A 15,999-nucleotide genomic window follows, 5' to 3' on the forward strand; every position below is an offset into this window, starting at 1 on the left:
ATCGCTTGCAGTCGCTACAACGCTGGATGCTCGACGCGCTGATCGCGCCGGATGGCACCGATGCCGACACCATCGCCGACACGTTTCTACCGGGGCCGAATCTGTCATCCTCGGCTTGTCTGGCGATCTATCAGCGCAGTTATATTCTGCGCTTGCGAAAATGTTTGGAAGAGCAGTTTCCCGCCAGCCGCCACACTTTGGGAAGCGCTCTTTTTGCCGATTTCGCCGACGAATATCTGCGGACGTATCCGTCCGACAGCTACACGCTGCACGAACTCGGGCGGCGCTTTCCGAAATGGCTCGAGGACAATCGTCCTGATCGGGACCAACCGCCGGAAAGACGCGAGTCATGGATCGACTTCATGATCGACCTGACCGCTTACGAGCGCGATTTGTACCGCCTGTTCGACGCACCGGGCCACGAGGGACTGCCCTGGCCCGACGCGTCGGTCGACGATGAGGCACTGATCCTCCAGCCTTGCTTGGCTCTGATCGAGTATCGCTATCCTGTCGCCTGGTATTACCACGAGGTTCGCGCCGGCCGCTCGCCACCGTTTCCCGCTGCCAAGGATTCCTATGCGGTGATCCTACGTCGCGACTTTCTCACCCACACTTTTCCGGTCACCCGCCTACACCATCGATTCTTGTCGCTGGTGGAACGAACCCGACACGTCCCAACATCGATAAAGGCAATCGCGGTCGAGGCGGAGTATCCCGTTGATGAGGTATGGCGATCCTGGCGCCACGAGGTACGCCACCCTTGGCTAGAGGCGGGCTTCTTCATCGAGAGGGCGGTACTGGAAGGCTAACGGAACGCTGCCAGGCTTTAGATTCGTACGGCAACGGAGGAATGCGGGTGCCTCCGATGACTCTCAGCGGCCATGAAGAGACATTGGACGAACTCGGAAGGACTGTCGACAATCCACCCCTCGTCTGCGGCGGCTCGATGGCGGACTCGTTAGCGTATTCACGCTATCCGCTACCGGCGCGTGCTTACGTCGCTCTGAGCGCCTTCGGATGACAAAATCCGGCTGTCAAGACTTGACTTATGCACAATTTCGCGAATCTGACCCCGGATCGCGGCTTGCCGGGGCCTGTCCGGCGCAGAATCCATATCTATTTGTTTTTATTGACTTTTCACAAAACATGAACAAGTCGCGAAACGGGCCGGAGGGCCGTCCGGCGCGGCTTGGCGGGAAATCCGGCCGACTTTTCAACAAAGTTATCCACATGCGCTGTGGATAGCCGAAAAAACCTCGCAAAATCCGGCAACTAGCATCGAAAGCTGCGAATGAACTTTCAGTTGTCGCACAAGGTCTGAGCGCCCTCGCCGGCCGTCGTCAGTCGAGTTTGAACGAGCCGAAAAACTGGTCGAACTGCTCCTGGGCGATCGGCCCGTCGGCGATCACGACAGCCTGGTACGCGTGCCGGCCACGCGCGGCAAGCCGTGCGACGATCGTCTTGCGCGCGCGATCGCCGCCGGCCGCCGCACCCGCGATGCGCAATTCGAGCCCGTTCACCGCACCGCCGGCCGCGAGCGGCACGGGCACCGAAGCCGTCCGCGGCGCGCCTTCGAGGTTGCGCGACAGCCCGGCGCGCAGGAACTCGAGCGCCGCGCGGCGCGTGTCGTCGCGGTCGTCGGGCAGCGTCAGCGTGCCGACCGCGAACACCGCGCCGTCGACGTGCGCGGCCTGCATCCGCATCGGCATCGACGTGCCGCCGAGCGCAACCGGCTGCTCCTCGACGGTCGGCTTCGCCGGCAGGTCGATCGTATAGCCGGCGTCGTTGTGCAGCGTGCGCCAGTCGTACGACGGCGAGCACGCGGCCAGCACGGCGCTCGCGCAGGCGAGCGCGGCGAAGTGTCGCAGCGGGCGAAACAGGGGGCGCAACGAATCGATGACTTCCTTCGGCATGGCGTGGATCGGGCAGGCAAAACGGCCATTATCCGCCGAACGTGAAAACCGGGATGCGTGGTGGCCGCCGGTGCGCGCACCGCATTCGCGCTAAAATGAGCGACGAATTTCGACGCCCTTTGCATCGATCCGCGCCATCGACCGACTCCGAGAGCACCGCAGATGAACACCACGCCTCCCGCCCGCCGCAGCGCCGGCCCCGTCCGCTACATCGTCGCGGCGGTCGTCGTCGCGGCCATCGCCGTAGCCGGCGTCTTCGCGTTCAACGGCAAGTCCAGCGCGCCGGACGCGACGTTCACGCTGCTGTCGGGCCAGAAAGTCTCGACCGCCGGCGACCTGAAGGGCAAGGTCTATCTCGTGAACTTCTGGGCGACGAGCTGCGCGACCTGCATGCAGGAAATGCCGCAGATGGTCGATACCTATAATCGCTTCAAGGGTCAGGGTCTGGAATTCGTCGCGGTCGCGATGAACTACGATCCGCCGATGTACGTCGCGAACTACGCGCAGACGCGTCAGCTGCCGTTCAAGGTCGCGCTCGACGACGGCAGCGTCGCGAAGCAGTTCGGCAACGTGCAGCTCACGCCGACGACCTTCGTCGTCGACAGGAACGGCAAGATCCTGAAGCGCTACGTCGGCGCACCGCAGTTCGCGGAACTCGACGCGCTGCTCAAGAAGGCGCTCGACAGCAACGCGGCTTGAGCGCCGCCCGACAACGGCTCGAAGGGCAACGCGCAGCGCCCTTCCCCGCCAACGGACCGTACGACCGGCCAGCCCGGTTCCGCGGTCCGTTTGCTTTTCAGCGCTCGGTTTCGCCTTTCGCCGACAGCCCGTAGCGCTTCATCTTCTCGTACAGCGTCGCCTTGCCGACATGCAGCCGGTCGGCCGTCGCGGCGACCGCGCCGCCCGTCTGGTTCAGCGCCTCGGCGATCACCGCGCGCTCGAACTGCTCGATGCGCTCCTTCAGCGTCTGCTCGTTGTCGGCAGCGTCGCCGCCCGCGCCCGTTTCCTGCGGCATGTCGGCCACGCCGAGCACGAAACGGTCGGCCGCGTTGTGCAGCTCGCGCACGTTGCCGGGCCAGTCGCGCTGCATCAGGCTCGCGCGCTGCCGGTCGGTCAGCACGGGCGCGGGCCGCCCGTAGCGCACGGCCGCATCGAGCATGAAGTGCTCGAACAACGGCACGATGTCCTCGCGGCGCTCGGCGAGCGGCGGCAGCGCGATCGTCACGACGTTGAGCCGGTACAGCAGGTCGCGCCGGAACGTGCCGGCCGCGACGAGCTCGCTCATGTCGCCCTTCGCGGCCGCGACGACGCGGCAGTTCACGCGGATCGGCTGGTTCGAGCCGAGCCGCTCCAGCACGCCGTCCTGCAGCACCCGCAGCAGCTTCACCTGCAGCGCGAGCGGCATGCTTTCGATTTCGTCGAGGAACAGCGTGCCGCCGGACGCGTATTCGAGCTTGCCGACGCGCCGCTTCGCGGCGCCGGTGAACGCGCCGGGCTCGTAGCCGAACATCTCCGACTCGAACATCGGCTCGGGCAGCGCGCCGCAATTCACCGCGATGAACGGCTTGTCGCGGCGCGGCGACAGCTCGTGCAGGCTGCGCGCGATCAGTTCCTTGCCGGCGCCGGTGTCGCCGTTGATCAGTACCGACGCGTCGGTGGGCGCGACGTTCGCGATCAGCTTGCGCACCTGCTCGATCGCGGGGCTGCGGCCGATGATGCGCGGCGCAACGACGTTCTGCCCGGCCAGTTCGCGCCGCAGCGCATGGTTCTCGAGCACGAGCTCGCGCCGCTCGAGCGCACGGCGCACCGTCTCGATCAGGCGCTCGGCCGCGAACGGCTTTTCGATGAAGTCGTATGCGCCGTCGCGCATCGCCTGCACGGCCATCGAGATGTCGCCGTGCCCGGTGACGAGGATCACGGGCACGTCGGGCACACGCTCGCGGCACTGCGCGAGCACGTCGAGCCCGCTTGCGCCGGGCAGCCGGATGTCGCTGACGATCGCGCCCGCGGTGTCCGCGACGATCGCCTTCTCGGCCGCTTCGGCCGACTCGAAGCCGGCGACGTCGAAGCCCGCCAGTTGAAGGCTCTGCACGCTCGCCCGGCGAACGAGCGCATCGTCTTCGATATAGATCACTTGCAGCCGGTTGGCCATCGTACTCACTTGCTCCTGACGGGCCGCGCGGCAGGGTTGCGCGCGCGGCGGCGTTGATGCCGGTCGTTCGCCGACCGGGCCTAGTGCGAGCCCGCCGGCTCGGACACGGAGTCCGGATGATGCGTGCGCGCGCGCCGCAGCGTCAAGACGAACAGCGCGCCGCCCGACGGCGCGTTGCGCGCGGTCAGCGCACCGCCCGCGTCGCTCGCGATCGACGACGAGATCGCGAGGCCGAGCCCGAGCCCGCGCCCCATTTCCTTGGTCGTGAAGAACGGCTCGAACAGGCGCGGCAACAGGTCGGGCGCGATGCCGGGGCCGTTGTCGCGCACCTCGACCGCGAGCGTCGCGGCCGACACCGCGATCGTCACTTCGATCGCGGGCGCCGCGATGCCCGCGACCGCGTCGAGCGCATTGCCGAGCAGGTTGATCAGCACCTGCTCGAGGCGCAGGTCCTCGCAACGCGCGACGAGCTCGGGGTAGTCGCGCGCCAGATCGAGCGGCACGCCGTGCGCGGGCGATACGGCCGCGTCCTGCAGCGTCAGCGTGAGCGCGACGCCGCGCAGGCGATCGCCGAGCAGCGACAGCACGCTGCGCAGCGCACGCACGACGAGCGCCCGCTCGTTGCGCGGCTTCGCGCGGCCGACGAACAGCTTCAGCTGGTTCGTGATCTTGCCCATCCGCTCGGTGAGCGCGGCGATCGCCTCGAGGTTCTCGCGCGCGGCCGCCTGCTCGCCGCGATCGAGCAGCACGCGCGTGTTGTCCGAGAAGCTGCGCAGCGCCGCGAGCGGCTGGTTCAGTTCGTGCGTGATGCCGGCCGCCATCTGGCCGAGCGCGGCCAGCTTGCTCGCCTGGATCAGTTCATCGTGCGCCGCGCGCAGCTCCTGCTCCGCGCGGATCCGGTCGCCGACTTCCTTCTGCAACTGCTCGTTCGCTTCCGACAGGTCGGCCGTGCGCTCCTCGACGCGCCGGTTCAGCTCCGCGTACGCCTGCTGCAACAGAGCGCGGCCGCGGATCATTTCGCGCACGCGCGCGCGGCGCATCCGCCAGTAGAACGCGAGCAGCGCGACCGACACGAAGCCGAAGCCCGTGACGATCGTCGCGTTGCGCGCATCGGCGTCGATGGGCGCGATCGGCGCGAGCGTGACGAGCAGCCAGTCGGGCTCGCCGATCCGCCGCTTGCTGGCCAGGAAACGCGGCGCGCGCAGGCCCGCGCCGAGGCGCACGATCTCCGCATCGGCGCCGAGCGTCTGCTCGATGCGCAGCGGCAGCGGCGTGACGGGCTGCTGCGCGTACTGGCGCGTCTCGTAGATCGACGCGGCCACGGGCCCCGTCAACGGCCGCAGCGTGTGGTACTTCCACGCGGGCACCGACGACAGGAACACGACGCCGTGATCGTCCGCGACGACGAGCGGCTCGGACGCATCGGCGCCCTGGAACCATTCGAGATTGAGCTTCACGACGACGACGCCCGCGATCTTGCCGTCGCGCCACACGGGCTGCGAGATGTAGTAGCCGGGATCGCGCGAGATCGTGCCGATCCCGAAGAAGCGGCCGACCCGGCCGTTCATCGCGTCGAGGAAGTAGGGGCGGAAACGGTATTCGATCCCGACGAAGCTGTCGGGCGCGCGCCAGTTGCTGGCGGCGACGCACAGGCCGTCCGCGCCGATCACGTAGGTGACGGTCGCGTGCGCGTGTTCGTTGAGATCTTCGAGATAGCGGTTGACGCGCGCGGTGTAGTCGCCGCGCTTCGGCTCGGCGAGCAGGTCCTGCACATACGGATGGCTGCCGAGCAGATAGGGCAGCGATTCGTAGCGGTCAAGCGTGCTCTTGAGCGCGTTGGTGGTGCGGTCGACGCGCACCGCGGCGTTGCGCTGCAGCTCGGCGACGCCGCGTTGCCAGGTAATCGTCCACGTCAGCGCGCACGCCGCGACGAGCGCGGCGGCAAGCACGACGAGGATGAGCAGGCGGCGCGTCACGGTCGAGGCTTCCTGGCGATGCGGATCGCCTATTGTGTCATAGGCCTCCCTGTCAACGCCTCGGCCGCCGCGGGCGGTGCCGCCGGCGGGCGGTGCCGCCGCCTGCTCCTTCATGACGTCAGACGCCGGCCGTCTCGGTCGCCGAAACCTCGCCGCCGCCCTTCAGCGCCTGGCGCAGCTTGTTGCGGTCGAGTTCCTTCTCCCAGGCGGACACGACGACCGTCGCGACGCCGTTGCCCACGATGTTGGTCAGCGCGCGGCATTCGCTCATGAAGCGGTCGATGCCAAGAATCAGCACCATGCCCGACAGCGGGATCGTCGGCACGACGGCCAGCGTCGCGGCGAGCGTGATGAAGCCTGCGCCCGTCACGCCGCTCGCGCCCTTCGACGTCAGCATCGCGACCGCCAGCAGCGTGAGCTGCTGCATCCACGTCAGTTCGATGTTGGTCGCCTGCGCGATGAACAGCACGGCCATCGTCATGTAGATGTTGGTGCCGTCGAGGTTGAACGAATAGCCGGTCGGCACGACGAGGCCGACGACCGAACGCGAGCAGCCGGCCTTCTCGAGCTTTTCCATCAGCTGCGGCAGCGCGGCTTCCGACGAGCTCGTGCCGAGCACGATCAGCAGCTCTTCCTTGATGTAGGACACGAAGCGGATGATCGAGAAGCCCGTGAAGCGTGCGATCGCGCCGAGCACGACGAGCACGAACACGACCGACGTCAGGTAGAACGTGCCGATCAGCTTGAGCAGCGGCACCAGCGAGCCGACGCCGTACTTGCCGATCGTGAACGCCATCGCGCCGAACGCGCCGATCGGCGCCAGCTTCGTGACGATGTGCACGATGCCGAACAGCACGCGCGTGAGCCCGTCGATGAAGTCGGTAACGACCTTGCCGCGTTCGCCGAGGTGCGCGAGCACGCTGCCGAACAGCAGCGCGATCAGCAGGATCTGCAGGATTTCGCCCTGCGCGAACGCGTCGACCATCGTGTTCGGGATGATGTGCATCAGGAAGTCGACCGTCGACTGCCCGTGCGCCTTCGCCGCGTACGACGCGACGGCCTTGCCGTCGAGCGTCGCCGGATCGATGTTGAAGCCGACGCCCGGACGCAGGATGTGCGTGGCCGCGAGGCCGAGCAGCAGCGCGAAGGTCGACACGACCTCGAAGTACAGCAGCGCCTTGCCGCCGACGCGGCCGACCTTCTTCATGTCCTCCATGCCGGCGATGCCGGTGACGACCGTACAGAAGATGATCGGACCGATCACCATCTTGATCAGCTTGATGAACCCGTCGCCGAGCGGCTTCATGTCGGTGGCGAGCGCCGGGTAGTAGTGGCCGAGGATCACGCCGACGATGATGGCGAAGATCACCTGCACGTAGAGCACTTTGTAGAAGGGTTTCTTCTTCACGATGGTTCCTGCTGAAGTAGATGAGCCGGTGGAAACGGCGTCACGCGCGCAGGCGAATGCCAGGGGAGTCATTCGCCCGCGCGGCTGCCGTGCCGCAACAAGCGATGCCTCACGACATCCGGAGGGGGAGGAAGGCAGTGGTCATCGATTGTCTCCTGTGGACCCGAGTCGGCGTTTCGGCGCTTACCGGATCTCATGCAACGCTTGGTTTAATAGTCCGGCCGGGGGATGGCCGTGCGCTTTATAACGCAAGGTCGATGCCAGGTTTCCGTAACCCCTCAAACCATTGTTTTTATTGTATTTCTCATAATGCGGCAGGCAAGGAAATCCGGGATTCCGGATTTCCGGAAAATATCCGTCCGGCGATCCGGACGGACCGGCACACTTGTCAGACCCATCAGTGCTGCACGGCCTCGCCGGCCAGCAGGCCGGTTTGCGCGTAGAACTCCTGCTGCGCGAACGCGTCGCGCTCGCGCCGTGCGCGCTCGCTGCGATCCGCGAGCGAGCCGACGACGATCCCGACGAACGCGAGCGGCACCGACACGAGCGCCGGGTTGTCGAGGAACACCGGCGCGTGCGCGTGGTGCAGCACGTCGACCCACACCGATTTCGACAGTACCGTGAGCGCCACCGCCGACGCGAGGCCGAGGCCGCCGCCGAGCACCGCGCCGCGCGTCGTCATCCCGCGCCAGAAGATCGACATCGCGAGCACCGGGAAATTCGCGCTCGCGGCCACCGCCGCGACGAGCCCGACCATGAACGCGACGTTCACGTGCTCGAACAGGATCGACAGCCCGATCGCGACGGCCGACAGCACGATCGTCGCCGCGCGCGAGATGCGCATCTCGAGGCGCTCGTCGGGCTTGCCGCGCGCCCACATCTGCGCATACAGGTCGTGCGAGATCGTCGTCGCGCCGGCGAGCGTCAGGCCCGCGACCACCGCGAGGATCGTCGCGAACGTGACGGCCGCGATGAAGCCGTAGAACCAGTTCCCGCCGACCGCCTGCGCGAGCTTCACCGCGACCATGTTCGAGCCGCCGAGCAGGTCGTGCGTGAGGTTGAACGTGCCGTTCGCGCCGAGCTTGAAGAACTCGGGATGCTGCGCGAGCAGCACGATCGCCGAGAAGCCGATCACGAAGGTCAGCAGGTAGAAGTAGCCGATGAAGCCGGTCGCGTAGAGCACTGACTTGCGCGCCTCCTTCGCGTTCGGCACCGTGAAGAAGCGCATCAGGATGTGCGGGAAGCCCGCCGTGCCGAACATCAGCGCGATGCCGAGCGACAGCGCGTTGGCCGGATCGCGGATCAGCTTGCCGGGCCCCATGATGCCGAGCGCGCCCGGATGCACGGCCACCGCGCGGCGGAACATCTCGTCGACGCTGAAGCCGAATTCGCCGAGCGCGAGCAACACGAGCAGCGTCGCGCCGCACAGCAGCAGCACGGCCTTGATCACCTGCACCCAGGTGGTCGCGGTCATCCCACCGAAGAACACGTAGACCACCATCAGCACGCCGACGATCAGTTCCGCCGTGCCGTACGACAGCCCGAACAGCAACTGGATCAGCTTGCCCGCGCCGACCATCTGCACGACGAGGTACAGCACGACGATCGTCAGCGCGTTCGCGGAGGTCAGCAGCCGGATCGGCCGCTGCGCGAAGCGGTACGCGACGACGTCGACGAACGTGAACTTGCCGAGGTTGCGCAGCGGTTCGGCGATCAGGAACATCACGAACGGCCAGCCGACCAGAAAGCCGATCGAATAGATGAGCCCGTCGAAGCCGAACATGAACACCATCCCGGACAACCCGAGGAACGACGCGGCCGACATGTAGTCGCCCGCGATCGCGAGCCCGTTCTGCAGCCCGGTGATGCCGCCGCCGGCCGTATAGAAGTCGCGCGTCGAGCGCGTGCGGCGCGCGGCCCAGCGTGTGAGCGCGAGCGTCGCGAACACGAACGCGAAGAACATCCCGATCGCGACCGGGTTCAGCTCGACCTTGTCGGGCATCGGGCCCGCGACCGATACCGCATGGGCGGCGGAGGAAACGAGAATGGCAAGCGCGCCGAGCGCGATCGATGTGCGTCGCATGTCGGCCTCCGTCAGGAACGCTGCAGGATTGCGTCGACCCGGCGGTCGAACGCACGATTCGCGCGCAGCACGTAGCACGCGGTCAAGCCGATCGCGACCAGGATGATCGCGACGCCCGCGGCGATCCCGACCGTCGTCGTCGCGCCGCGATACAGCGGCGCCGCGAGCACGTGCGGCGCGAGCGCGACGAGCAGGATGAAGCCGTAGTAGGTCGCGATCATCAGCGCCGTCAGCGTGAAGCTGAAGCGGCGCCGCGCGCGCACGAGTTGCTGGTAGTCGCGGCGCGCCGTGACCGATTCGATGACGGAAAGCTCCATGTTGTCTCCTGTGTCGACCAGAGTTAGCGCTTTAGCGCTTACTCTGGTCCCATGCTTCGCGGTCGACCGGAGTTGGCGCTTTAGCGCTTACTCTGGTCCCATGCTTCGCGGTCGACCGGAATCGGCGCTTCAGCGCTTGCTCCAGTCCCCGCAGGGCGCCCCGTCGTTTCGCGAGGCTTGTCTTGTAGATGGCCGGCGCGACAGCCGCCCCGCCCGCGCCGCGGCGGCAAATATCGATTCAGACCACGCGATCCGCACGCAGCCGCGCGACCTCGTCGGCCGACATACCGAGCCAGCCGCCGAGCACCGCGTCCGTATCGGCGCCCAGCACCGGCGGCGCGCCGCGCACCGGCAGCCGCGCGCCGTCGAAGCGGTACGGCGGCGCGAGCACGTCGACACCGCCCGCGACCGGATGCGGCTGCCGCGTGACGAGCCCCGCACTGGTCGCACGCTCGGACCTCAACGCTTCGTGCAATCCGAGCACTTCGCCGCACGGGATGCCCGCATCGGCGAGCGCCGCAAGCAGCGTCGCGCGCGACCGGCGCGCGAGTTCGCGGCGAAGCTCGGGCAGCAAGTCCGCGCGGTTTTCCGAACGGCCGAGGTTGGTCTTGTAGCGCGCGTCGGCCGCGAGATCAGGCCGCTCGATCGCCTCGCAAAAGCGCGCGAACTGCATGTTGTTTCCAACGGTGATCACGAGCGGGCCGTCGGCCGCGTCGAACACGCCGTACGGCACGATCGACGGATGCGCGTTGCCGTAGCGCGGCGGGTCCTCGCCCATCAACAGCGCGTCGAGCCCGTAGTACGCGGTGATCATCAGCCCGCAGTCGAACAGCGCCATCTCGATGCGCCGCCCGCGCCCGGTCGCATGGCGCTCGTACAGCGCGGCGAGGATCGCCTGCGCCGAATACATGCCGGTGAACAGGTCGACCGCCGCGACGCCGAACTTCAGCGGCGGCTGGCCGGCCTCGCCGTTCAGCGCCATCAGCCCGGCCTCGCCCTGCACGACGAGGTCGTAGCCGGGTCGCGCGGCCTCGGCGCCCGAACGGTCGTAGCCGGAAATCGCGCAGTGCACGAGGCGCGGGTTCAGTTCGGCCAGCGCGTCGTAGCCGAGGCCGAGCTTTTCCGCGCCGCCGAACTTGAAGTTGTGGATCAGCACGTCGGCCTGCGCGGCCAGCTCGCGCGCGACGCGCTGCCCGGCTTCGGTCTGCAGGTCCACGCAGATCGAACGCTTGCTGCGATTCACGCTGTTGAAGTAGGTCGTCTCGGTAGCGCCGATCCGCAGCCCCCAGTCGCGCGTGTCGTCGCCGCGCACCGGATGCTCGACCTTGATCACTTCCGCGCCGAAATCGGCGAGCACCATCGCGCACCACGGGCCCGCGAGCACGCGCGAGAAATCGAGCACCTTCACGCCGGCCAGCGGCAATGCGCGCGGTTCGTTCGTCATTCTTGTCTCCTCCATTCGCGTTGTCCGCTGTTACTGTTTCGACAGCGCGATGTAGCGCGCGAGATGGTGATCCTCGTCGCCGAGCTGGTGATCGATCATCACGAGACGCTTCGCGTAATGCGACAGCGGCAACTCCCACGTCATCCCGATCCCGCCGTGCAACTGGATGCTCTCCTCGGCGACGAGCGCGCCGATCCGGCCGATGCTGTACTTCGCCGCCGCAAGCGCGCGCTCGCGCACCGCGCGCGGCGCATCGAGCTGCGCGGCCGCGTTGATCACGGCCGAACGCGCCTGCTCGACTTCGAGCAGCAGGTCGGCCATCCGGTGCTGCAGCGCCTGGAAGCTGCCGATCGGCAATCCGAACTGCTTGCGCGTGCGCAGGTAGTCGAGCGTGTGTTCCTTCGCGACGTCCATCGCGCCGAGCGCTTCCGCCGACAGCGCGAGCAGCCCGTAGCCGAGCACGCGCTCGAGCAGCGCCGCGCCCGCTTCGCCGTCACCGTCGCCGCCCGGCCCGCCGAGCGCGGCATCGGCCGGCAGCGCAACGCGATCGAAACGCACCTCGGCCGCACGGCCGCCGTCGATCTTCCGGTAATCGCGCAGCGATACGCCCGGCGCATCGGCCGGCACGACGAACAGGCCGATGCCGGCCGCATCGTCGTCGTGGCCCGACACGCGAGCGCTGACGACGAAGAACGCCGCCTGCGCGGCCTGGTCGACGACGCCCTTCGCGCCCGTCAGCACCCAGCCGTCGCCCGAGCGTTCGGCGCGCGTGCGCACGGTCGTCAGTTCGTAGTGCGAGCCCGGCTCGTCGTGCGCGAACGCGGCGCTCGCGCTGCCGTCGATCAGCGCCGCGAGCTTGTCGCGATGCGCATCGCCGCCGGCGAGCGACAGCGCGCGTCCAGCCAGCAGCGCACCGAGGAACGGCTCGACGACGAGCCCGCGCCCGAGGCATTCGAACACCACGGCGATGTCGAAGCCCGCGCCGCCGAAGCCGCCGTCGGCTTCGGGAAACAGCGCGCCGACCGTGCCGAGCTCGGCAAAGCGCTGCCACATCGCGCGATCGAAGCCTTCGGCCGACCGCGCGATGCGATCGCGCACCGGGAACGCGTACTGTTCGGCGATGAAGCGGTTCAACGTGTCCGCCAGCATCCGGCGGTCCTCTGTGTGCTGGAAATCCATCGTCGCGCTCCTCGTTACAGCCCGAGCATCATCTTCGCGATGATGTTCTTCTGGATCTCGTTCGAGCCGCCGAAGATCGACAGCTTCCGGTTGTTGAAGTACTGCTGCGCGGCGCTCGCGGCGTCGTCCGGGCCGACCGGTTCGCCGTCGTAGTCCGCATCGAGCGCTTCGTCGATGAACGGCTGCGCGTAAGGCCCCATCGCGCGCCGCATCAGCGACGCGATCTCCTGGCGAATCTGCGTGCCGCGGATCTTCAGCATCGAGCTTTCCGCGCCCGGCGCACCGCCGCCCGCGACCGCGGCCAGCACGCGCAGGTTGGTCGTGCGCATGTTCTCGAGCTCGATCTCGACACGCGCGACGCGCGCTGAGAAAAACGGATCGTCCGCGAGCGGCCTGCCGTTCTTCGTCACCTTCGCGGCGACCGCGCGCAGCCGGTCGAGCGCGGCCGTCGAGAAGCCGATCCCGGCGATGTTGGTGCGCTCGTACGTGAGCAGGTATTTCGCGTAGGTCCAGCCGCGGTTCTCTTCGCCGACGAGGTTTTCCGCCGGCACGCGCACGTCGGTGAAGAACACCTCGTTCACTTCATGCTCGCCGTCGAGCGTGATGATCGGGCGCACGTCGACGCCCGGCGTGTTCATGTCGATCAGCAGGAAGCTGATGCCCTCCTGCTTGCGCACGTCGGTCGCGGTGCGCACGAGGCAGAAGATCATGTTCGCGTAGTGGCCGAGCGTGGTCCACGTCTTCTGGCCGTTCACGATGTAGTGCTCGCCCTGCGCGTCGATGCCGCGCACCGCGCTCGTCTTCACCGCCGCGAGATCGGAACCGGCGCCCGGTTCCGAGTAGCCCTGGCACCACCAGTCGGTGCCGTCGAGGATGCGCGGCAGCCAGTGGCGCTTTTGCGCTTCGTTGCCGTACTTGATCAGCACCGGGCCGAGCATGTTCACGCCGAACGGCACGATGCGCGGCGCACCGGCGAGCGCGCATTCGTTGTCGAACAGGAACTTCTGCGCGACGCTCCAGCCGGGGCCGCCGTATTCGCGCGGCCAGTGGCTCGCGAGCCAGCCGCGCGCGTTGAGTGTCGCGTGCCATTCGCGCATGTCGTCGCGCGTGAGGTGCAGGCCGCCCTTCACCTTGCGCGCGATGCGCTCGGGCAGTTCGGCTTGCAGGAAGCGCTGCACTTCCGTGCGGAAGGCTTCCTCTTCGGGAGTGAAATCGAGGTCCATCTTCGGTCCGTTGCGAATGCGGTTGGCGTTCAGTCGATGCGGTTCAGGCTCGCGAAATCCGCGCCGCGCGCGACGAGTTCGACGATCAGCGGCGACGGCTTCCAGAACAGCGGATCCTCCTTCGCGAACGCGCGGATATCGGCGAGCACGTTCGCGAGGCCGATCGTGTCCGCGTAGTGCATCGGGCCGCCGCGATAGCGCGGGAAGCCGTAGCCGTACAGGAACACCGCGTCGACATCGAGCGGGCGCAGCGCGATCTTTTCGTGCACGACGTTCGCGCCTTCGTTGATCATCGCGGCGAGGTAGCGGCGCTGGATCTCGTCGTCGGTGAACGTGCGCGGCGTGACGCCCTTCTTCGCGCGTTCTTCCGAAACGATCGCTTCGACTTCCGGGTCCGGCGTGCCGACGCGCGCGCCGTCCGGATACAGGTAGTAGCCGCGCGACGTCTTCTGCCCGAACCAGCCGCGCTCGCACAGCCGGTCTGAAATCTCCACGTAGCGCGCGCGCGGATCGCGCGTTGCCGCGCGGCGCTTGCGGGTCGCCCAGCCGATGTCGCCGCCCGCGAGATCGACCACCTGGAACGGCCCCATCGGGAAGCCGAATTCGCGCACCGCGCGATCGATCCGGTACGGCGACGCGCCGTCTTCCATCAGGTAGTCGGCCGCCGTGCGATAGACGGCGAGGATCCGGTTGCCGATGAAGCCGTCGCATACGCCTGCGCGCACTGGCGTCTTCTTCAACTGCTTGGCGAGCGCGAACGCGGTCGCGACGACGTCCGCGCTCACGCGCGCCGGCACGACGATCTCGAGCAGCTTCATCACGTTGGCCGGCGAGAAGAAATGCAGGCCGATCACGTCGGCCGGGCGGTCGATGCTGGCGGCCAGCTCGTCGATGTCGAGATACGACGTATTGGTCGCGAGCACCGCGCCCGGCTTGCAGACGCGCGCGAGCTCGGCGAACACGGCCTTCTTCACGGCCATGTCCTCGAACACGGCCTCGATCACGACGTCGGCCTGCGCGAGCGCGTCGTACGACGTGCTGCCCTTGAAGCGCGCGAGCCGCGCCGCGTGCGCGGCCGGCGTCATCCGCCCTTTCGCGACGAGGCCGTCGTACACCTTCTCGACGTGCGCGCGGCCGCGCGCGAGCGACGCTTCGTCGCGTTCGATCATCGTCACCGGCAGCCCGGCGTCGAGCGCCGCGACCGCGATGCCCGCGCCCATCGTGCCGCCGCCGACCACGCCGATCCGCTCGACCGGCCGCGCGCTCGCGCGCCGCGCCTCGGGCGCCTTCGCGGCTTCGCGCTCCGCGAAGAACGCGTGCACGAGGCCCGCGCGCTGCGGGCTGTCGATGCACTGCAGGAACAGGCTGCGTTCGAACTTCATCCCCGCGTCGAACGACTGCGTGAGCGCGGCCTCGACCGCTTCGACGATCTTCGCCGGCGAGAACAGCCCGCGCGACTTCTTCGGCAGTTCCGCGCGCGCCGCGTCGATCGCGGCCTGCGCGGCCGCGCGATCGGCGAGCCCCTGCGCATCGCGCGTGCGGCGCACCGGCGCGCCGAGCGATACGAGTTCCTGCGCATAGGCGAGACCTTCGGCGAGCGTGTCGTCGCTGTGCGCGACGCGGTCGACGAGGCCGAGCGCGAGCGCTTCGTCCGCGCTCGCGTGGCGGCCCGTCAGCATCAGGTCGAGCGCGGCCTTCGCACCGATCAGGCGCGGCGCACGCTGCGTGCCGCCCGCGCCGGGCAGCAGGCCGAGCGTGACTTCGGGCAGCCCGAGCTTCGCGCCGGGCACCGCGAGCCGGTAATGCGCGGCCAGCGCGACTTCGAGCCCGCCGCCGAGCGTCGCGCCGTGCAGCGCGACCACGACCGGCTTCGCGCTGGACTCGATCCGCTCGCACACGTCGGGCAGCGACGGCGGCACGGGCGGCTTGCCGAATTCGCGAATGTCGGCGCCCGCGATGAAGTTGCGGCCGGCGCCGACGATCAGCACCGCGCGGATCGCGTCGTCGGCCTGCGCGGCGTCGAGCGCGTCGGCGAGGCCGCGCCGCACGTCGGCCGACAGCGCGTTGACGGGCGGGTGGTCGATCGTGACGACGAGCACCTTGTCGCGCCGCTCGCGCGTGACCGTGCCTGTTTGGGGTGAGGTGGGTGAATTCATGGTGTCTCCTGTCCTGTCATATGCACCAGACATGCACCGATTCTCGATTGATCGAGATTCATTGACAATTCCCGCACGCTTTTACAAGCTGTCAAGTCTGACTTGACATTGAATGCTTTCCAACCGTTAAACGGGACGGATCAGGAGC

Annotated in this window: 12 protein-coding genes; 2 read left to right on the forward strand and 10 right to left on the reverse strand. The window is 67.9% G+C overall.

Annotated features, from left to right (window positions below):
* Positions 1 to 5 precede the first annotated feature (5 nt).
* Positions 6 to 809, forward strand: a complete 804-nt coding sequence (locus tag FPJ27_RS33905; protein WP_204424683.1) for a DNA-binding domain-containing protein — start codon at positions 6 to 8, stop codon at positions 807 to 809.
* A gap of 531 nt (positions 810 to 1,340) precedes the next feature.
* Here FPJ27_RS33905 and FPJ27_RS33910 read toward each other — a convergent pair.
* Entirely contained in the window at positions 1,341 to 1,913 is a 573-nt protein-coding gene (locus FPJ27_RS33910; protein WP_204424684.1) for a hypothetical protein, read from the reverse strand.
* Between the two features lie 162 nt (positions 1,914 to 2,075).
* Between FPJ27_RS33910 and FPJ27_RS33915 the strand changes: the two genes are divergently transcribed.
* Positions 2,076 to 2,612 carry a TlpA disulfide reductase family protein gene (locus FPJ27_RS33915; RefSeq protein ID WP_204424685.1) on the forward strand — a complete coding sequence of 179 codons (537 nt, stop codon included), beginning with the start codon at positions 2,076 to 2,078 and terminating at the stop codon, positions 2,610 to 2,612.
* 97 nt (positions 2,613 to 2,709) lie between these two features.
* Here FPJ27_RS33915 and FPJ27_RS33920 read toward each other — a convergent pair whose 3' ends face one another.
* From FPJ27_RS33920 to FPJ27_RS33960, 9 genes are all read right to left on the reverse strand, one after another.
* The gene (locus FPJ27_RS33920) at positions 2,710 to 4,065 is read right to left on the reverse strand and encodes a sigma-54 dependent transcriptional regulator (RefSeq protein WP_034179129.1); all 1,356 of its coding nucleotides are present in this window, start codon (positions 4,063 to 4,065) and stop codon (positions 2,710 to 2,712) included.
* Positions 4,066 to 4,145: 80 nt separating this feature from the next.
* Positions 4,146 to 6,155: an ATP-binding protein gene (locus FPJ27_RS33925; protein ID WP_204424686.1), complete on the reverse strand. Its 2,010-nt coding sequence runs from the start codon at positions 6,153 to 6,155 to the stop codon at positions 4,146 to 4,148.
* Between the two features lie 4 nt (positions 6,156 to 6,159).
* Entirely contained in the window at positions 6,160 to 7,449 is a 1,290-nt protein-coding gene (locus FPJ27_RS33930; RefSeq protein WP_034179131.1) for a dicarboxylate/amino acid:cation symporter, read from the reverse strand.
* Between the two features lie 397 nt (positions 7,450 to 7,846).
* The gene (locus FPJ27_RS33935; protein ID WP_204424688.1) at positions 7,847 to 9,532 is read right to left on the reverse strand and encodes a cation acetate symporter; all 1,686 of its coding nucleotides are present in this window, start codon (positions 9,530 to 9,532) and stop codon (positions 7,847 to 7,849) included.
* 11 nt (positions 9,533 to 9,543) lie between these two features.
* Positions 9,544 to 9,849, reverse strand: coding sequence for a DUF485 domain-containing protein (locus FPJ27_RS33940; protein ID WP_014895931.1), 306 nt, complete (start codon positions 9,847 to 9,849; stop codon positions 9,544 to 9,546).
* Positions 9,850 to 10,087: 238 nt separating this feature from the next.
* Entirely contained in the window at positions 10,088 to 11,293 is a 1,206-nt protein-coding gene (locus FPJ27_RS33945; protein ID WP_204424690.1) for a CaiB/BaiF CoA-transferase family protein, read from the reverse strand.
* Between the two features lie 30 nt (positions 11,294 to 11,323).
* Positions 11,324 to 12,472, reverse strand: a complete 1,149-nt coding sequence (locus FPJ27_RS33950; RefSeq protein ID WP_204424692.1) for an acyl-CoA dehydrogenase family protein — start codon at positions 12,470 to 12,472, stop codon at positions 11,324 to 11,326.
* Between the two features lie 14 nt (positions 12,473 to 12,486).
* Positions 12,487 to 13,695, reverse strand: a complete 1,209-nt coding sequence (locus FPJ27_RS33955; protein ID WP_204424694.1) for an acyl-CoA dehydrogenase family protein — start codon at positions 13,693 to 13,695, stop codon at positions 12,487 to 12,489.
* A 29-nt stretch (positions 13,696 to 13,724) separates the two neighbouring features.
* Entirely contained in the window at positions 13,725 to 15,851 is a 2,127-nt protein-coding gene (locus FPJ27_RS33960; protein ID WP_204424696.1) for a 3-hydroxyacyl-CoA dehydrogenase NAD-binding domain-containing protein, read from the reverse strand.
* Between the last annotated feature and the right edge of the window lie 148 nt (positions 15,852 to 15,999).

The organism is Burkholderia sp. MS455 (assembly GCF_016899445.1).
GTDB lineage: Bacteria > Pseudomonadota > Gammaproteobacteria > Burkholderiales > Burkholderiaceae > Burkholderia > Burkholderia pyrrocinia_C.